Source organism: uncultured Microbacterium sp., assembly GCF_913776565.1.
Taxonomy (GTDB): Bacteria; Actinomycetota; Actinomycetes; order Actinomycetales; family Microbacteriaceae; genus Microbacterium.
Map to the genome: position 1 here is coordinate 1 of NZ_CAJYPF010000163.1, position 17,539 is coordinate 17,539.

Below are 17,539 nucleotides of genomic sequence, written 5' to 3' on the forward strand. Positions count from 1 at the left end.
GACGTGCGCCCCGAGCGTGTGCAGCAGCCACACGTTCGAGCGGGCGACACGGGAGTGCAGCACGTCGCCGACGATCGTGACCTGAATGCCGTCGAGGTCACGGCCGCGGCTGGCGTCGCCGTGCAGGCGCTTGCGGATCGTGAAGGCGTCGAGCAGGGCCTGGGTGGGGTGCTCGTGCGTGCCGTCGCCGGCGTTCACCACGCCCGCGCTGATCCAGCCCGAGGTCGCGAGGGTGCGCGGGGCGCCGGACGCGCCGTGGCGGATGACGACGGCATCCGCGCCCATCGCCTGGAGCGTCTGCGCGGTGTCCTGCAGCGACTCCCCCTTGCTGACGCTCGAGCCCTTCGCCGAGAAGTTGATGACGTCGGCGCTCAGGCGCTTCGCGGCGGCCTCGAACGAGATGCGCGTGCGCGTGGAGTCCTCGAAGAAGAGGTTGACGACGGTCTTTCCGCGCAACGTCGGGAGCTTCTTGACCTCGCGGCGCTGGGTGTCGGCCATGTCCTCGGCGACGTCGAGGATCTCGAGCGCGTCGGCGCGCGAGAGGTGCTGGGTGTCGAGGAGGTGTCTCATGACTCGATCGTCACCTCTTCGACGCCGTCGACCTCGGCGAGGCGGACGTTGACGCGCTCGTCGCGCGCGCTGGGGAGGTTCTTGCCCACGAAGTCGGGGCGGATCGGCAGCTCGCGGTGACCGCGGTCGATCAGCGTCGCCAGGCGCACCGCGGCGGGGCGCCCGATGTCCTGCAGGGCGTCGAGGGCGGCGCGGATGCTGCGACCCGAGAACAGCACGTCGTCGATGAGCACGACGGTCCTGCCGTCGATGCCCCCGGTGGGGATCTCGGTGCGGCGCGGGGCCCGCGTGGGATTGCGGTGCAGGTCGTCGCGATACATCGTCACGTCGAGGGAGCCGACCGGGACTTGTGCGCCGCCGAACTCGCTGATCATCGGGGCGATCCGATTCGCGAGCGTGACGCCGCGGGTCGGGATGCCGAGGAGGACGAGTCCTTCCGGTCCCTTGTTGGACTCCAGGATCTCGTGCGAGATGCGCGTCAAAGCGCGGGCGATATCGGCATCGTGCATGACGGTGCGCGTATTCATCCGCCGCTCCCTTCTCCGCCTCACGGGACGGGGTTAAAGGTTGCTGTGGTTCGGGTGTCAGTCTAGCGGGTGGGCGGGTGAACCCCGGGCGGTCGAGGGTGATGTCACGATCGCGAGCTGGTGCTGACGGCGGCTCATTCGTACATTTGTTCTATGGATGTGAGCGAGCCTGTCGACCGCCTGCGGGTGGCGACGGCGCGTGTCGCCGAGCTGCTGGTGGGGCGGGGAGTCGAGGTGCTCGATGACCCGGAGCTCGTGGGGCTGATGAGCGACATCACGGCGGCGCGGAATGCGCTCGACGTGCTGGCGGCGTGCGCGGCGCGTGTGATCGACGAGCGTTCTTCGCGCGAGCGGGGCGGTGCGGGCCTGGCGCAGAAGACGGGTCACCGCAATGCGACCGAGTTGCTGCAGTCGCTGACGGGGCTGCCGCGGAAGGAGGTGATCAGGTCGGTGAAGACCGGGGGCGATCTTCTCCCCGCGGTCAGGCCCGATGGTGGAGGTTCTCCGGCCGTGTCGGTCGTCGTGACCAAGGATGCCGGCGGGGCGTGGCTCGACCGCATGAGCGGGGCGCTTCGCGACGGGGTGCTCGGTCACGCGCAGTTCCAGGCGATCCGCGTCGGGCTCGGTGAGCCGCCGGTCCAGAGGTATCCCGAACTCGATCCGGGTCTCCTCCCCCGGGCCTGGGAGGCCGCCGTCGAGCGGCTGATCGACGAGGCGCCCCACCCGCCGGTCGAGGAGTTGAAGGCGTCCGCTCGCATCGCCCGGGATCGCCTCGATCCCGTCGGCGTGACGCTGCGGTTCGAGGAGCGCTTCGCGGCCCGGTCGTTCCGGTCGTGGATCGACGAGCGCGGGCAGCGGCACGGACGGTTCGTCTTCGACGACGATGCGGCAGCGTGGGTCGACGCCGTGCTCCAGGCGGCGTTGCGTCCGCGGCGGGGCCCGCGGTTCGTGGACCCGGATGCCCTGGTCGCCGAGACCTCCGACGAGCGGTCGGGTGAGCAGATCGCCTACGACACGCTGATGGCCGTCCTGCGGACGGGGGCTGCCGCGGATCCGGCGCAGGCGTTCGGCGATCGGCAACCCGGGGTGCGGATCGTGGTGGAGGCCTCAGCGCGGGAGACGGCCGGGAGCGGAAGCGCCGGCGAGAGCACGGGCGGAGGGGTTCCGCGCCTGGCCGCCGTTGTCGGCGGGGCGACGAGTGGCGAGACCGCCGTGCGCGGCGTCGGGCACCTCGAAGACGGTGGAGAAGCCCTTCCCGTCGGGGTGGTCGAGAGCTACCTGTGCGACGCGGGTGCGGTGCCGGTGGCCCTCGGTGACGCGGGTCGACCACTCGACGTCGGCCGACACCAGCGTCTGTTCATCCGGGCCCAGCGGATCGCGATCGCGGTGCGCGACGGAGGGTGCGTCGGGATTGGATGCCGCGCCCCGATCTCGCAGTGCGAGATGCACCACATCGACCACTGGGCGGCGGATCGCGGCAGGACCGACGTCGACGACGGCGTTCCGCTCTGCCGGAACCATCACCTGGGACTCCACAACCGGGGCGAGAAGATCGTGCGCGAGAGAGATCCCGTGACCGGGCGGGACGCGTACTGGTTGCATGCGCCGCCCGATCCGCTCACCGGCGAGGTAAGGCCGCCGGCGCTGCTGCGGTCGAGATCCCCGCGTCGCTTCGGTGCGGCGTGAAGGAGCGTGGGCGGATGCGGATGACCCCGGGGAATCGTGCCGTGCGGGGCGCACCGTGACCCCATTTGGACTGCGCCGCTGTCAGGTCGCCGACCCACACCTCGACGTGAGGGAAGCCGGGCACGGGTCAGCCCGCGGCGACCTCGGCGGTGGCGCGCTCTCCGCTCGGGGTGGTGCGCACACGCGACGAACGGATCGGGTGACCCGTCGTCGTCAGGCAGCGCCCCGTCTCCAGGTCCCACTTCCAGTCGTGCAGCGAGCACGTGAGCACGCCGTCTTCGATCTTGCCGGTCTTGGTCAGGTCGGCGCGCAGGTGCGGGCACCGACGCTGCACGGTCCAGTCCCCGATCTCGGCATCCTCGGTCTGATCGCTCTGCTCGGCGTACCAGTTCTCCACGTACTCGATGCGGTCCCGCGAGAGGCACTTGAGGAACGTCGTGAGGAACTCGTTGAACTTGCCCGACCGTCCCACCTCGAACTGCATCGACAGGAAGATCGAGTTCGACCAGTCGATCTCGTGATCGCGGATGTTGGTCGAGACGAGGTCGGCGGGGATCGTGTACCAGTAGATGCACTCCTCGCCGGCGTACTCGCGCAGCTTCGCCTTCGGGAAGTCCACGACCATGTCCAGTTCGCCGATGCGGAAGCGCACGACTCCTCCGACGCCGTTGCGGATGGTTCGGGCGCGACGCAGCAGCGGCTCCCACCACTCCTTCAGTGCGGCGAGCATCTCAGCGGGCGGGATGACCTCGGCGCGGGTGGCGACCTCGGCGCGGATCTCGTCCTGGCGGCTGTCGCGCTGCTCAGCGAGGTAGTTCCACTTGTCGCCGAAGACGCGTTCGATCTCGGCATCCGTGTACAGAGTCTGCGTGACGGTGACGTCCGAACCCTGCACCTCGACCTCGGTGCCCGGGAGGAACAGGTAGCCCTTCTGGTCGGGGCGCTCCTGCTTCATGTGGGCGAGGAACTCGCGCTGGTCGGTGAAGATCGAGTCGCCCTCCAGGCCCGTGCCGTTGTAGCGGAACAGCTCCTCGCGCAGGAACATCGGCGGACCGGCCATCGGGAAGACGTGCTCCGCGTCGACCTTGTCGATGTAGTACATCGCGCGCTTGTTCTGCGCGTCGCGCTTGAGCTGGGCGAAGTTCTGCTTGGCATCCTGGGGCAGGTCGTAGACCATCGGCCACCAGATCGCTCCCGAGACCTGGGTGAAGTACGCGTCGGGCTTGCCGAAGTCGAAGAGCTTGTCGAGATCGAGGGGGTGCGAATCGTTCTGGTTGAGCACCGACGCCGTGCCGTCGTCGAGCGACAGTGACGAGTCGCCGATCGGCCCGTCGGACGGGGCGCGCAGCGGCGTCACCATCAGCTTCAGGTCGCCGAATTGCAGGGGGACGCCCGCCTCGGTGCGGACGAGGTTCGTGTAGCCGAGGGCCAGCAGGTCCTGCTCGAGGTCGTCGGTGGGGTACTCGGGCAGCAGCACCTTGATGTCCTTCGACACGTACCGCTCGAGCAGCGCCGGATCGAAGTGATCGCGGTGGCGGTGCGAGATGTAGAGGAAGTCCGCCTGGCCGAACCGCTTCCAGTCGAGCGCGCGGTTGTCGGGGAACGGGAACCACGAGCCGAAGAAGCTCGGACCGAGGACGGGGTCGCAGAGGATGCTGCCGCCCCGCGTCTCGATGAACATGCCCGCGTGGCCGAGGCCGGTGATCTTCATGTCGCTCCTGTGTCGTGGACGGAACCTGACGAGTCTACGCGGGGCCGGCTGGAAGGGTTCGGGGAGCACGGGGTGTCGGCAGGATGGATGCCGCCGCCCGGATCGCGGCGTCTACGATGACGCCATGGTCGCCCTGCTCGTCCTGCTCCCCCTGGCGATCGTGCTCGTCGTGGCCGCCGTCGCGCTCCGGGCCACGGCGGGACGGCTTCCTCGTTCGCTCGTCGTGCAGTACACAGCGGGACACGGAGCGGACGTCGTCGACGACGCGATCCTCGTCGGGCGGAAGCGCCGCGCGGTCACCGCGGGGGTCGTAGACCTCGTCGTTCGGGACCGTGTTCACCTGCTCCGCGAGGACGGCGCGGATGGGAGCACATACGCGGTGCAGATCCGCGACGGCGTCGAGCTGAGTGCCGACGAGCTCCGGCTTCTCCACGTGGTGTGCGGAACGGACACCCCTAGCGGCCTCTCCCGGCAGCTCTCGTCAGACCGGCGCCGAACCGCGGTGCGCGCTCGCGAGTGGGTCACGGCTCGACATCGGAGATTGCGACGCGGGGGGTTCCTCACGCGACGACGTTCCGGTCGAGCCGTCGTGCGAGGGACAGGGATCGCGGGGGCAGCTGCAGTGCTCATCGTCTTCTCGCTGGCGGCGTCTCCGCCCCCGGTCGCAGTCATCGGCGGCGTCCTGACCCTTGCGTCCTTCATCGCCTCCGTCATCGTCGTTCCCGCCGGTCGCGCCCCCGGGATCACACCCGCGGGCGAGTCGCGTCGGGAGCACCTCGACGGCATGCGGCAGTACCTGCGCATGGCCGAGGCCGATCGTCTCCGCGTCCTGCAGTCGCCGACCGGCTCGGCTGTTGCCGCGGGCGACGACGTCACACGGTTCGTCCTGAACGAGCGACTGCTGCCCTACGCCGTGATCTTTGGGCTGGAGAAGGAGTGGCTGGCGACCCTGCGGGTCGGCTACGACGAGCTCGGCGAAACGGCGCGGACCGGATTCGGGCATATCGGAGAGGGCTTCCTGCAGGTCCTCGACGCGGAACTCCTTCTGGGGAGCGTGCGTCCGCTGCTGCACGCCACCGGCCGCGTGATCGATGCGGCGGGCGAGGTCGTCGACGGACTCGTCTGACCGCGGAGCCGACCGATCTCATCCGACGAGGTCGTCCACCGGGGGGAGGTCCGCGTACCGGTGGGCGACGAACGGGTCGGCGGGGTAGGTCGACCGCCGTGCGGGAACCAGCCGACGCAGGGCCACCGCGCCGACGGCGGCGACGGCCGCGCCGACCCCGACCGTCGGCTCCACGCAGCACACCACCGTGACCCTCCCGAGGGTCGTCGTCAGGGCGGGAAGCGCGCGTCCGTCGACGTCGAGGGTCCCGGCATCCCATCGCCCGTCGTCCTCGGCGAGCCGGACGAGCTCGGCGGTCGAGCCGGGAAGCTCCGGGACGCGGAACACCGACAGCTTCAGGAATCCCGACGCCCGGGCGTCGGCGACCTCGGCCCACGGCGACGAGGTCACCACCGCCGCGGTCCTCTCGCCCCGCGCGGCCAGCGTCACGTCGGTGGCGGGCGCGGTGACCAGCCCGTTCCACCCGTGGAGCCACCGGCGCGGTTCCCACGCCTCACCGGGGAACACCGCCTCGAAGAGCGGGAAGGCGGGCGGGTGGTATCCGGGCTCGATGCTCGTCACGTCATCCTCCGTCTTCACCGTCGATCGACCGGGAGAGCGAGACTACCCGCCCACCGCACCTCACTCCCCCAGCAGCGACCGGATGTCGTCGGCCTCGAGAGACGCCGCGAAGGCATCGCCGTCATCGATCACCGCGTCGAACAGCGCGGCCTTGCGCTGCTGCAGGGCGCGCACCTTCTCTTCGACGGTGCCGGCCGCGATGAGGCGATACACGAACACGCTCTTGGTCTGACCGATGCGATGCGCGCGGTCGATCGCCTGCGACTCGGCGGCGGGGTTCCACCACGGGTCGAGCAGGAAGACGTAGTCGGCCTCGACGAGGGTCAGGCCGAAGCCGCCGGCCTTCAGGCTGATGAGGAACACGGGGGCGTCGCCCGCCCGGAACCCCTCCACCACGTCGCCCCGCCGCGCCGTGCTGCCGTCGAGGTGCGCGTAGGCGAGGCCGGCGGCATCCAATCTGTCCGCCGCGAGATCGAGGAACGACGTGAACTGACTGAAGACCAGGGCGCGATGCCCCTCGGCCGCCACCTCGACCAGCCGCTCCATCAGCTCGTCGAGCTTGGCGGACCCCAGGTGCGCATCGCGCGCGTCGACCAGCGCCGGCGCGAGCGCGAGCATGCGCAGCAGCGTCAGCGAACGGAAGACGATGAAGCGCTGGCGGTCGAGATCGTCGAGCAGCCCCAGCACCTTCTGCCGTTCCCGCTGCAGCACGCGGTCGTAGAGCTCCTGGTGAGCGGGCGAGAGGGCCACCGTGATCTGCTGCTCCTGCTTGGCCGGGAGATCGGATGCCACGACGTCCTTCGTACGGCGGAGCAGGAACGGGCGCACGCGGCGACGCAGGCGGTCGAGCGTCTTCTCGCGGTGCGCGCTCGCCGCAGCGGCCGACAGCGCCGTCGGCTGATCCGAGGGCAGCTGCTCGATCGCGCGCGTGTAGTCCTCGCGGAACCGGCGGATCGAGGGGAAGAGCCCCGGTGCCGTGAGCGACAGCAGCGCCCAGAGGTCGTCGAGGCCGTTCTCGACCGGCGTCCCGGTCGCGGCGAACACGGCATCGGTGCGCAGGGCCGCGATCGCGCGGTGCACGCGCGTCGCCGGATTCTTGACGAACTGCGCCTCGTCGAGCACGACGCCCGACCAGCGCGGGACGGCGAACTCGTCGGCATCCGTTCGAACGACGCCGTACGAGGCGACGACGACGTCTGCCCGGGCGGCGATGTCGGCGACGCTCTGCCGGCGGCGCACGGACGTCGCCTCGACCACGGCGACGCGCAGACCGGGTGCGAAGCGGGCGGCTTCGTCGCTCCAGGTGGGCAAAACCGACGTCGGCGCGACCACCAGCCACGGTCGCGCCTCGGGCAGGGTGCGCGTGTGCGCGATGAGCGCGAGCAGCTGCAGGGTCTTGCCGAGCCCCATGTCGTCGGCCAGGATGCCGCCGAGCCGGTGCCCGTGCAGCAGCGCGAGCCACGACAGACCCTCGCGCTGGTAGGGCCGCAGTGTGGCGGTGAAGCCGGGCGGCGTCGGCACGACGGGCACGGCGGCGACGTCGGCCAGCGCGCGCGCGAGGCTGCGCCACTCGACGGCGGCCTCGGATTCGTCCGCGAGGTCCTCGAACTCCGTCCACAGCGCCAGATGCGTGCGCGGCAACCGCGGTCCGGTCTGCCACTCGTCGAGCGCGGCCGCCTCGTCGAGCAGGTCGCGCAGGCGCTGCAGGGCGGGGTGGGCGAGCGAGAACCACGCGCCGTCCGACAGCTTGATGCGCGTCCGTCCCCGCGACAGCGCCGAGAACAGCATGCCGAACGGGATCCTGCGCCCGTCGATCGTGACCACGATCCCCAGGTCGAACCAGTCCCGGTCGGCCGACTCGACGGCCGTGATGCGCAGCGACGGGTCGCCCCGCAGCTCGCGGAACGGCGGGGGCGTCCCCGTCGTCCGCACCCGCACCTCGGCGAGGGCGTCGATCGCGGGCAGCACGCGGGTGGCGAACGCCGCCGCGTCGGCGTCGCGCAGCGTCGCTCCGGCGGTGAGGGGGAGATCGGATGCCGCGGCCCACGTCGCCTGGACACGGGCGGCGATCTCGGACCGGACGCTCACCTCGTCCGGCGTGCCGGTCTGTCCGCCCGGCCAGTCGAGGCGTTCGTCGCCCGGATACGTCCACACGAGGGCGTAGGTCACCTGTTCGCCCTCGTAGGTCACCTCGATCGCCAGCACCGGCCGCGTCGGGGGTGGGGCCGGCACCCCGGGCCCGATGGCGAGGGGCAGGCGACGCGCGAGCGCGGGGTAGACCTCGCCGAGGAATTCGTCTGCGTCGGCGGCGGGGATGTCGACCCCCGCACCGAGCACCCCCGGCAGGGGTTCGGGCAGGTGGACCGGGGCGAGGACGATCGGGACGGGGTCGGTGTCGAGGGCGAAGGCGAACAGCCCCGACGCCCCGATGGGCCGGGCGTGCGCGGCATCCACGGGATCGTCGTCGACGCGCACCGCGGCCGACAGACGCAGACCGCCGTCCGGCGCCCGGTCGATCGCCAGGCGTGCGTCGGCCTCGCCGGCGAGGTGAACGCTCTGGTGCGGATGCATCGAGACCAGCGGGATGCCGAGCCCCCGCGCCGCGGTCAGGTGCGGCCAGAGCAGGGGCGCGTCGATCGTGTCGAGGGCGATCGTGTCGCCCGAGGCCGCGAACGCCCCCGTGGTGCGCAGCGCCTGCGCGATCGCGTGCAGTTCCGCGAACCACCGCGCGTGCGCCGGATCGAATCGGCCGGTCGAGCGGCGGACGGCGTCCCACGTGGCGTCGGCCTTGATCCAGGCCTCGCGCGCGCCCTGGACGAGCGGTCGGGCGACCAGTTGGAGGTCGTCCTGCCGGCGCGCGAGTGAGCGCGGTGTGACGGCCACCACGGCGCGGGCCCCCCAGCGCGCGGGGTCGTAGGCGTCGCGCTGGCGCAACTCGATGCCCAGGGCGAGCGCGTCGAACGTCCGCGGCGGGGTGCCGGGGAGGAGGTCGCGCCACGAGGTCACGGCATCATCATTGCGCGAACGTCCGACATCGGACGATGCGACGACTGTGCGGGGTCGTGCCCTGACATCGATAAACGCTCCCCCTGTCGAGAAACGCTGCGACGTCGTGTGTCTCGGCACGAAGAGCGTTTATCGAAGCGCCGTCGCCGCCGCGGGAGCATGAACGGCTCCGCAGGTCGTGGCATCTCGCCCGCGGTCGCCGAACGGCCCGGCATCCCGCCCGCGAATGCCGCGACGCGGCCGCCGGCCGAGAGCCGGGACCGCGTCGCACGGGGTCGAGCAGGATCAGGACGAGCGCGCGATCCGGGCGAGGACGCCGTGCACGAAGGACCCGGAGTCGTCGGTCGAGAACTCCTTCGCCAGCTCCACGGCCTCGTCGATCGCGACCGCGGTGGGCACCTCGTCGTTGTAGAGGATCTCCCACGTGCCGATGCGCAGCAGGGCGCGGTCGACCGCGGGCATGCGCTGCAGCGACCAGTCCTTCGCGAAGGTGGTGATCTGCTCGTCGATCGCGTCGCGGTTGTCGATCACGCCGTCGACGATGTCGCGGGCGTACAACCACGAGGCCTGACGGTCGGGCTCGGACGCCGCGCGCTTGGCCTCGGTGGCCAGCATGATCGGCAGGTCCTCGCCGCGCACGTCGGCCTGGAAGAGGATGTCGAGGGCGCGCTTGCGCGCCTTGGTGCGGGCGCTCAAGGTCAGCTGATGCGGCCGAGGTACTCGCCGGTGCGAGTGTCGACCTTGATCTTGGTGCCGGTCTCGAGGAACAGCGGGACCTGCATCTCGTAGCCGGTCTCGACGGTGGCGGGCTTGGTGCCGGCCGACGAGCGGTCGCCCTGCAGGCCCGGCTCGGTGTAGGTGACCTCGAGCACGACGGACGGCGGCATCTCGATGTAGAGGGGGTTGCCGTTGTTCAGCGCGATCTGCACCTGCTGGTTCTCGAGCAGGAAGTTGGCGGCGTCGCCGACGGTGGCCGCGCCGACGGTGAGCTGATCGTAATCGGCGACGTCCATGAAGACGAAGCCCTCGCCGTCGTTGTAGAGGTAGGTGAAGTCGCGGCGGTCGACGTTCTCGGTCTCGATCTTGGCGCCGGCGTTGAAGGTCTTGTCGACGACCTTGCCGCTCATGACGTTCTTGAGCTTCGTCCGGACGAACGCGCCGCCCTTTCCGGGCTTGACGTGCTGGAACTCCACGACGCTCCAGAGCTGACCGTCGATGTTCAGGACGACGCCGTTCTTGATGTCTGCGGTGGATGCCATGAGTGCCGATATTCCGTTTCGTGAGTCGAAGTGGGGCGAGAGCCCGACGTCAGAGTCTACGCGATCCCCGCCGTCAGCCGTCGGCGCGGCCCGAGATCACCTCGACGAGCAGGTCGACGGCGCGCGCGTACCCGGGCACGCCCTCGCCGATGACGTGCACGACGGCGACGTCCTCGATGTACGAGAAGTGGCGGAACGCCTCCCGCTCCTTGATGTTCGAGATGTGCACCTCCGCCACCGGAAGATCGACGGATGCCAGGGCGTCCCGTAGCGCGACCGAGGTGTGCGTGAGTCCCCCGGCGTTGATGACGATGCCGGCGCAGTCGAGACGAGCGGCGTGGATCGCGTCGATGAGGACGCCCTCGTGGTTGCTCTGGATCGCGCGCACCTCGAGACCGTGGCGATCGGCGGCCTCGGCCGTGACGCGTTCGACGTCGGCGAGGGTGTCGCGGCCGTAGATCTCGGGCTGCCGGGTGCCGAGCAGGTTGAGGTTGGGACCGTTGACGAGGAGCAGTCGGCGGGGCGTGGTCATGTCCCGCACGCTATCAGCGGCGTCCCTGCGCGCTGAGGCGAACGGGCGCGGTGCCCGCGCCGTAGCCGGCGTACGAGCCCACGCGCTGGACGAACTCGAGGAACACCTCGCCGATCGTGCGCGTGTAGAAGTGCAGGTAGGCGCCCGCGGCATCCTGGTCGTAACCCAGGTGCAGCTCGCGCAGTTCGTCGACCGCGTCCGCCGGCAGATCGAAGCGGGCGGCGACGTCGTCGTAGTAGTTCGCGGGCATCGACAGGGGGACGAATCCGCGCGCACGGGCGTCGCGGGCGAGCGCGCGCACGTCGTCGCTGAGGAAGGCGACGTGCTGGGGCAGGGCGGCCCGTTCCCCCGCGAGGATCGGGGGCGCGACGTTCAGCGGCAGGCGCACCTCGCCCCCCGGCGAGCCCAGCACGCGGCTGGCGACCAGGCCCTGCGGCCCCGGGACCTCGGTGCTGCTGTCGACGCGCAGCGCGAAACCGGCGGTGTAGAAGAGCGTGGCCTCCTCGATCGCCTGCCAGGGCTGCGACAGGCTGACGTGGTCGACGCCGCGCACGCTCGTCCGAATCTCGGGTTCGCCGTGTTCGAACTCAGCGACCCAGGCCGGTTCGCCCTCGTCGGCGGCCTGCGCCCAGTACACCTCGGTGCCGTCGGGGGCGACGGCGCCGTCGAGACGTTCCTCGGTGGCGTAGGTGCGGCGATACGCCCGCGGTACGCGCAGCTCGTGCATGCGCAGGTCGACGGCCTCCGCGTCGTCGACCTCGAGGCCGATCGCGGCCAGCCGCGGCTCCCACCCCCGCGCGTGCTGTTCGTTCAACACCACGCGGGCGCGTCCGGCCGTCCACAGCGTCACGGGCTTGGTGCGGTGGCGGCCGCGCGGGGTGAAGCCGAGCTGGCCGAGAAGCTCCTCGACCGCCGAGGTGTCCTCGGCCTTGATCTCGACGAAGTCGACGCCCGATGGGGCCGCGGAGTCGGGGAGCATCTGCAGCGCGTCCGGTGCGTCGGAGAGGGTGCGCGAGACCGCGTCCTCCAGCCAGCGCAGCGAGCGGCGCGCGTGCCGCGCGGTGCGCCGGGGGTCGGTCTGGCGGAAGGTGTCGTTGAAGACTTCCAGCGACCAGGGCCCGGTGTAGCCGGCATCCACGATGCGTGCGGTGAAGTCGGCGAGGTCGAACTCGCCCTCACCCGGGAACAGGCGATGGTGGCGGCTCCACGACAGCACGTCCATGCTCAGGCGGGGCGCGTCGGCGAGCTGCACGAAGAAGATCTTCTCGCCCGGGATGTCCGCGATGGCGGCCGGGTCGTGACCGCGCGACAGGATGTGGAACGAGTCGAGGCACACTCCCACCGCGGGATGGTCGGCGCGCTGGACGATGCGCCACGCGCGGCGGTAGTCGTCGACGTACGTCCCCCAGGCGAGGGCCTCGAAGGCGATCCGGATGCCGTACCCCGCGGCCAGGTCGCCCAGGCGCCGCAACTGGTCGGCGGAGACCTCGTCGTCGTCGATCGTGGCGGTCGCGACGTTGCTGCAGCACAGGACGAGGTCGATGCCGAGTCGATTCATGAGCTGGAACTTCGCTTCGGCGCGGCGCAGAACGGCGGTGAAGGCCTCTTCGCCGACCCCCTCGACGTCGCGCATCGGCTGGTAGAGGTCGAGGGCGAGTCCCAGGCGCGCCGCGAGGGCGGCGATCTCCTCGGGGCTCTCGGGGGCGGCGAGCAGGTCGGGCTCGAAGATCTCGACGCCGTCGAACCCCGCCTCGGCGCACGCGTGGAGTTTCTCGGCCAGGGTGCCGCTGATGCAGACGGTCGCCATCGAGGTCCTCATGGCGGCTGAATGTACCATTTGGTACAAACGAGGTCCACCCCGCCCGTCCAGTAGGTTGAACCTATGGCCGAGGCACGTCGAGACGCCGAACGCACGCGTTCCGAGCTGCTGGCCGTGGCTACCGAGGTGTTCGCCGAAGACGGATTCTCCGGCGCTCGCGTCGATGAGATCGCCGCCCGCACGCGGACGACGAAGCGGATGATCTATTACTACTTCGGCGGCAAAGAGGGGCTCTACCGGGCCGTCCTCGAAGAGGCGTACCGGGGCATCCGCGAAGCCGAGCGCGCGATCGATGTCGATCACGCCGACCCGGTGGATGCCATCCGCGCCCTCGCCGAGCTCACCTACGACCATCACGTCGGCCACGATGCGTTCATCCGCCTCGTCGCGATCGAGAACATCCACCGCGGGGCGTTCATCCGCCAGATCGAGGGGCTGCGCACGATGTCGCAGCCCGCGAAGGGTCTTCTCGACGAGATCCTCGAGCGGGGACGCGCGGCCGGGCTGTTCCGCACCGACGTGGATGCCATCGACGTGCACCTCGTCATCAGCTCGTACTGCGTCTTCCAGGTCGCCAACCGGTACACGTTCGGGCACTTGTTCGACGTCGACCTGTCCTCCCCCGCCCGCCGCTCGCACCTGCGCGCCGTGATCGGCGACGTGGTCGTCGGCTGGCTCACGGCCCCGGCGCGCTGACCGCGCACGTGGCCCCGGTCCCTTCGACGGGCTCAGGGTCCTCGCGTCCGAGGCGGCTGAGCCTGTCGAGGCCGCCGGGCCGTCGCGGGTGCCGGGCCCGTCGGCGGGCTCGGGGTCCCCGGCATCCGGAATCCGTCGTTGACACCGCGGCGCGACCGTGGTTTCCTCTGAACGTACCGGTTAGTACATAACTCGGTTCCGCGGCGACGAAGGAGTACCGTGATCGACTCGCACCCCTATCTCGTGGGTCTCATCGGCACGGGTGTGCTCCCCTCGCTGACGCCGCCCATGCACATGGCCGAGGCGCGCGCCCTGGGCCTGAGCTACGTCTACCGTCCGATCGACCTCACCGCGCTCGGCGTCGATCCCTCCCGCATCGGCGAGGTGCTCGCCTGGGCCGAGCGGCTCGGCTACGACGCCGTGAACGTCACCCACCCGTGCAAGCAGAGCGTGCTCGCCCATCTCGATCGCGTGGACCCGGTCGCCGCCGCCCTCGGAGCGGTGAACACGGTGCTCTTCACCCCCGGCGGACGCGTCGGCTACAACACCGACACGACCGGCTTCGCCGCCGCCTTCGCCGAGGGGCTCCCGGATGCCGAGACCCGGCACGTGGTCCAGCTCGGCGCGGGAGGGGCGGGCTCCGCTGTGGCCGACGCCCTGCTGCGCCAGGGCACCGAGCGGCTGAGCATCGTCGACCTCGACCCGGCACGGGCCGGAGCGCTGGCCGCCGACCTGGGCGCGCGGCATCCGCTCGCCGTCGTCGACACGGCCCGCCCGACCGACCTCGCGGCAGTGCTCGCGACAGCGGACGGACTGGTGCACTGCACGCCGGTCGGCATGGCCGAGCACCCGGGACTCCCCCTCGATGCGACGCTGCTGCGCCCCGAGCTCTGGATCGCCGACATCGTCTACCGCCCCCTCGACACCGAACTCCTCGTCACCGCGCGCGAGCGCGGGTGCCGCACCCTGAGCGGCGGGCGTATGGCGGTCCACCAGGCCGTCGACGCGTTCGCACTCATCACCGGGACGCGACCCGATCCCGACCGCATGACCGCCCATTTCCGTCAGCTCGTCCTCGCCGACTCTTCCGTCGGACCCGCGCTCACCCGCTAAGGAGCATCTGTCCCATGATCACCACCGCAACGACGCGGAAGACTCCCGTGAAGGCGGCCACCGCCAGCTTCATGGGCAGTGCCGTGGAGTACTACGACTTCTTCCTGTTCGGTTCGGCCGCGGCCCTCATTTTCCCGACGGTGTTCTTCCCGTCCGGCGATCAGGCCGCCCTCGTGATGTCCTTCGCGACCTTCGGTTTCGCCTACATCGCCCGTCCGGTCGGCGCCGTCATCCTGGGCCACTTCGGCGACCGCATCGGACGCCAGAAGGTGCTGATGTTCACCCTCGTGCTCATGGGGCTGTCGACGTTCATCATCGGCTGCCTTCCCGGTTTCGCACAGATCGGCTGGTTCGCCCCGGCGCTGCTCGTGCTGTGCCGCCTCGCGCAGGGCCTGTCCGCCGCGGGAGAGCAGGCGGGCGCCTCGTCGCTCACCCTCGAGCACGCGCCCGACCGCCGCCGTTCGTTCTTCACCTCGTGGACGCTCACCGGCACGCAGGGCGGCCAGATCCTGGCCGCGCTCATCTTCATCCCCGTCGTGGCCCTCCCCGATGACATCAAGTTCTCGTGGGGCTGGCGCGTCCCCTTCTGGCTGAGCGCCGTCGTCGTGGTGGTGGCGTTCTTCATCCGCCGCAGCCTGCACGAGACGCCGGAGTTCGAGCAGGCCAAGGCCGACGGCCAGATCGCGCGCATGCCCCTGGTGCCGTTGCTCAAGAACCACTGGCGCGATGTCCTCCGCGTCATCTGCTGCGCGTTCATCGCGGCCGTCTCGACCGTGTTCGGCACCCTCGCCATCGCCTACGGCAAGGAGCAGGGTCTGGCCGCGAGCGTCACGCTGTGGCTCGTGGTGGTCGCCAACGTCGTGGCGCTGTTCACGCAGCCGCTCTTCGGCAAACTCGCGGACCGCGTCGGACGCAAGCCGGTGTTCATCTACGGCGCGCTCTCGTCGGCGGCGTTCATGCCCTTCTACATGCTGTCGATGGGCGCGGGGAACGACCTGGTGACCTTCGGCCTCGCCGTCCTCACCTTCTCGTGCGGATACGCCGCCGCCAACGCCGTCTGGCCCTCGTTCTACGGTGAGATGTTCAGCACCCGAGTGCGCTTCTCGGGCATGGCGATCGGCACGCAGCTCGGCTTCCTCATGGCGGGCTTCGCCCCCAGCATCGTCGCCGCCCTCGGCGGTGGCGCGGCCGGCGGCTGGGTCGTCATCAGCGTCTTCACCGCGGTGATCGCCGTCATCGCCTCGGTGAGCGCGCTGACCGCGCGCGAGACCAAGGACGTCCCGACCGATCAGCTCGGCCTCGCCGCCGAACGCCGCGTGGCCGTGTCGGTCTGACCGGCCCCCGCGAAGCCCCGCCTCTTCCGGGAGGCGGGGCTTCGCCGTTCGGGAAGACGATGCTCGGGTGGGCGGTACTCGCGGAGGGGTGCGCGAACTCGACGCGCGGCCGCGCGAGCGGTGACGTCGCCGACCGCTCAGAGAGCGCGCAGCGACCGGCTCATCGCGAGTTCGTCGCCGATCGGGCCCGTGAAGGTCTCCCCCGTCGCCACGAAACCGGCGCGCCGGTACACCGCCTGGGCTCGGGCGTTGTCGACGTGGACGTCGAGAGAGAGCGTCTCGAAGCCCCGGGCGGCGCACCACCGCGCCGCGGCGTCGAGGAGCGCATCGATCGCTCCGCTGCCGCGATGCGCCGGGTCGACGTAGACGCCGACGACGTCCGCGCGGTCCGCCGTCACCCGTCGCCCGGTGTGGTCGAGGTCGCCCGCGCGCCGCACCAGCACCGTGCAGGTGCCGATCCAGTCGTCTCCGCTCTCGGCGACGAACATCGCCGCGGAGTCGCCGTTCGCTCCTCCCGCCGCGCGCGCGTCCCAGAACGCCTGGTCGCGCTCGAGCTCCTGCTCGAAGGTGGTGAGGAAGGCGATGGATGCCGCGGGGTCGCTCACGGCGCGCAGGCGCAGCGCGCGCACCCGGGCGCCCTCCCCGGTGCGCACGCGCCGCACGGCCGGGGCGCCGGCGCGACCGTGCGTCACGAGGCGCTCCGCCTCACGCACCGACCTCCTGGTATGCCGCGAACAGCAGCGACTCGTCGGGGGCCTGCAGCACCGTGGGCCGGGCGAGGTCGTCGAGCACGATGAAGCGCAGCATGCTGCCGCGGCTCTTCTTGTCGCGCTGCATCGTCGCCTTCAGCGTCTGGAACGCCCCCGCGCGGTAGGTCGTGGGCAGTCCGAGCGATTCCAGCACGGTGCGGTGGCGCTGGGCGACGTCGTCCGAGAGTCGCCCGGCGAGCCGGGACAGCTCGGCGGCGAACACCATGCCCACCGAGATCGCCGCGCCGTGGCGCCAGCGGTACCGCTCGGCGTGCTCGATCGCGTGGCCGAGCGTGTGCCCGTAGTTGAGCACCTCGCGAAGGCCCGCTTCGCGCAGGTCCTCCCCGACGACGCGCGCCTTCATGTCGATCGCGAGCTCGACGCAGCGGCGGAACGCGTCGCCGCGCGGGTCGACGATCCCCGTCGGGTCGGCCTCGATCAGATCCAGGATCTCGGGATGCCAGATGAACCCCGCCTTGACCACCTCGGCGAAACCGGCGGTCGCCTCGTTCTTCGACAGCGTGTCCAGCAGGTCCAGATCGCACACGACGGCGACGGGGGGCCAGAACGCGCCCACGAGGTTCTTCCCCTCGGCGGTGTTGATCCCGGTCTTGCCGCCGACAGCGGCATCCACCATTCCGAGGACCGTGGTGGGTACCTGCACCAGGGCGACCCCGCGCAGCCAGGTGGCGGCCACGAAGCCGGCGAGGTCGGTCACCGCTCCCCCGCCGAAGCCGATGACGACGTCGGTGCGGGTGAAGTCGGCCTGGCCCATCACCTGCCAGCAGAACGCGGCGACCTCGACGCGCTTACCCTGCTCGGCGTCGGGGATCTCGGCCAGCAGCACCTG

Annotated in this window: 15 protein-coding genes and 1 pseudogene; 5 read left to right on the forward strand and 11 right to left on the reverse strand. The window is 70.9% G+C overall.

Annotated features, from left to right (window positions below):
* A pseudogene (locus QZ433_RS08940) lies at window positions 1–570 on the reverse strand (aspartate carbamoyltransferase); the annotation flags it as partial.
* On the reverse strand, window positions 567–1,097 hold the full coding sequence (pyrR, locus tag QZ433_RS08945; protein ID WP_295782162.1) for a bifunctional pyr operon transcriptional regulator/uracil phosphoribosyltransferase PyrR: 531 nt from the start codon (window positions 1,095–1,097) through the stop codon (window positions 567–569). The pseudogene QZ433_RS08940 and the gene pyrR, both read right to left, overlap by 4 nt.
* A gap of 153 nt (window positions 1,098–1,250) precedes the next feature.
* Between pyrR and QZ433_RS08950 the strand changes: the two genes are divergently transcribed.
* Window positions 1,251–2,783, forward strand: a complete 1,533-nt coding sequence (locus tag QZ433_RS08950) for an HNH endonuclease signature motif containing protein (RefSeq protein ID WP_295782164.1) — start codon at window positions 1,251–1,253, stop codon at window positions 2,781–2,783.
* Window positions 2,784–2,910: 127 nt separating this feature from the next.
* Here QZ433_RS08950 and QZ433_RS08955 read toward each other — a convergent pair whose 3' ends face one another.
* Window positions 2,911–4,494 carry a Rieske 2Fe-2S domain-containing protein gene (locus tag QZ433_RS08955; protein ID WP_295782167.1) on the reverse strand — a complete coding sequence of 528 codons (1,584 nt, stop codon included), beginning with the start codon at window positions 4,492–4,494 and terminating at the stop codon, window positions 2,911–2,913.
* Window positions 4,495–4,618: 124 nt separating this feature from the next.
* Between QZ433_RS08955 and QZ433_RS08960 the strand changes: the two genes are divergently transcribed.
* Complete coding sequence (locus QZ433_RS08960; protein WP_295782169.1) at window positions 4,619–5,620, forward strand: DUF2207 domain-containing protein; 1,002 nt, start codon at window positions 4,619–4,621, stop codon at window positions 5,618–5,620.
* 18 nt (window positions 5,621–5,638) lie between these two features.
* On the opposite strand, the gene QZ433_RS08965 is transcribed toward QZ433_RS08960, so the two are convergent.
* The 6 genes from QZ433_RS08965 to QZ433_RS08990 all read right to left on the reverse strand — a co-directional run bounded on the left by QZ433_RS08965 (window position 5,639) and on the right by QZ433_RS08990 (window position 12,797).
* On the reverse strand, window positions 5,639–6,181 hold the full coding sequence (locus tag QZ433_RS08965) for a hypothetical protein (RefSeq protein WP_295782172.1): 543 nt from the start codon (window positions 6,179–6,181) through the stop codon (window positions 5,639–5,641).
* Between the two features lie 60 nt (window positions 6,182–6,241).
* On the reverse strand, window positions 6,242–9,187 hold the full coding sequence (locus QZ433_RS08970; protein WP_295782176.1) for a DEAD/DEAH box helicase: 2,946 nt from the start codon (window positions 9,185–9,187) through the stop codon (window positions 6,242–6,244).
* Between the two features lie 285 nt (window positions 9,188–9,472).
* Entirely contained in the window at window positions 9,473–9,883 is a 411-nt protein-coding gene (nusB, locus tag QZ433_RS08975; RefSeq protein ID WP_295782180.1) for a transcription antitermination factor NusB, read from the reverse strand.
* Between the two features lie 2 nt (window positions 9,884–9,885).
* Complete coding sequence (gene efp, locus QZ433_RS08980) at window positions 9,886–10,446, reverse strand: elongation factor P (RefSeq protein ID WP_108318841.1); 561 nt, start codon at window positions 10,444–10,446, stop codon at window positions 9,886–9,888.
* Between the two features lie 73 nt (window positions 10,447–10,519).
* Window positions 10,520–10,978, reverse strand: coding sequence for a type II 3-dehydroquinate dehydratase (locus QZ433_RS08985; protein WP_295782186.1), 459 nt, complete (start codon window positions 10,976–10,978; stop codon window positions 10,520–10,522).
* Between the two features lie 13 nt (window positions 10,979–10,991).
* Window positions 10,992–12,797, reverse strand: a complete 1,806-nt coding sequence (locus QZ433_RS08990) for a sugar phosphate isomerase/epimerase and 4-hydroxyphenylpyruvate domain-containing protein (RefSeq protein ID WP_295782189.1) — start codon at window positions 12,795–12,797, stop codon at window positions 10,992–10,994.
* Between the two features lie 63 nt (window positions 12,798–12,860).
* Here QZ433_RS08990 and QZ433_RS08995 point away from each other — a divergent pair, with 63 nt between their 5' ends.
* From QZ433_RS08995 to QZ433_RS09005, 3 genes are all read left to right on the forward strand, one after another.
* The gene (locus tag QZ433_RS08995; RefSeq protein ID WP_295782191.1) at window positions 12,861–13,493 is read left to right on the forward strand and encodes a TetR/AcrR family transcriptional regulator; all 633 of its coding nucleotides are present in this window, start codon (window positions 12,861–12,863) and stop codon (window positions 13,491–13,493) included.
* A gap of 219 nt (window positions 13,494–13,712) precedes the next feature.
* A complete protein-coding gene (locus tag QZ433_RS09000; protein ID WP_295782193.1) occupies window positions 13,713–14,606 on the forward strand; it encodes a shikimate dehydrogenase in 894 nt (297 codons plus the stop codon).
* 14 nt (window positions 14,607–14,620) lie between these two features.
* Window positions 14,621–15,940, forward strand: coding sequence for an MFS transporter (locus QZ433_RS09005; RefSeq protein WP_295782196.1), 1,320 nt, complete (start codon window positions 14,621–14,623; stop codon window positions 15,938–15,940).
* 137 nt (window positions 15,941–16,077) lie between these two features.
* On the opposite strand, the gene QZ433_RS09010 is transcribed toward QZ433_RS09005, so the two are convergent.
* Both QZ433_RS09010 and aroB read right to left on the reverse strand, forming a co-directional pair.
* On the reverse strand, window positions 16,078–16,632 hold the full coding sequence (locus tag QZ433_RS09010; RefSeq protein WP_295782198.1) for a GNAT family N-acetyltransferase: 555 nt from the start codon (window positions 16,630–16,632) through the stop codon (window positions 16,078–16,080).
* A 13-nt stretch (window positions 16,633–16,645) separates the two neighbouring features.
* A partial coding sequence (aroB, locus tag QZ433_RS09015) for a 3-dehydroquinate synthase (RefSeq protein WP_295782201.1) occupies window positions 16,646–17,539 on the reverse strand: 894 nt, incomplete at its 5' end.

Excerpts from the sequence above, each read along its gene's own strand:
- pyrR (WP_295782162.1), bottom strand. The coding sequence starts at position 1,097 with ATGAATACGCGCACCGTCATGCACGATGCCGATATCGCCCGCGCTTTG.
- QZ433_RS08950 (WP_295782164.1), top strand. The coding sequence starts at position 1,251 with ATGGATGTGAGCGAGCCTGTCGACCGCCTGCGGGTGGCGACGGCGCGT.
- QZ433_RS08955 (WP_295782167.1), bottom strand. The coding sequence starts at position 4,494 with ATGAAGATCACCGGCCTCGGCCACGCGGGCATGTTCATCGAGACGCGG.
- QZ433_RS08960 (WP_295782169.1), top strand. The coding sequence starts at position 4,619 with ATGGTCGCCCTGCTCGTCCTGCTCCCCCTGGCGATCGTGCTCGTCGTG.
- efp (WP_108318841.1), bottom strand. The coding sequence starts at position 10,446 with ATGGCATCCACCGCAGACATCAAGAACGGCGTCGTCCTGAACATCGAC.
- QZ433_RS08985 (WP_295782186.1), bottom strand. The coding sequence starts at position 10,978 with ATGACCACGCCCCGCCGACTGCTCCTCGTCAACGGTCCCAACCTCAAC.
- QZ433_RS08990 (WP_295782189.1), bottom strand. The coding sequence starts at position 12,797 with ATGAGGACCTCGATGGCGACCGTCTGCATCAGCGGCACCCTGGCCGAG.
- QZ433_RS08995 (WP_295782191.1), top strand. The coding sequence starts at position 12,861 with ATGGCCGAGGCACGTCGAGACGCCGAACGCACGCGTTCCGAGCTGCTG.
- QZ433_RS09005 (WP_295782196.1), top strand. The coding sequence starts at position 14,621 with ATGATCACCACCGCAACGACGCGGAAGACTCCCGTGAAGGCGGCCACC.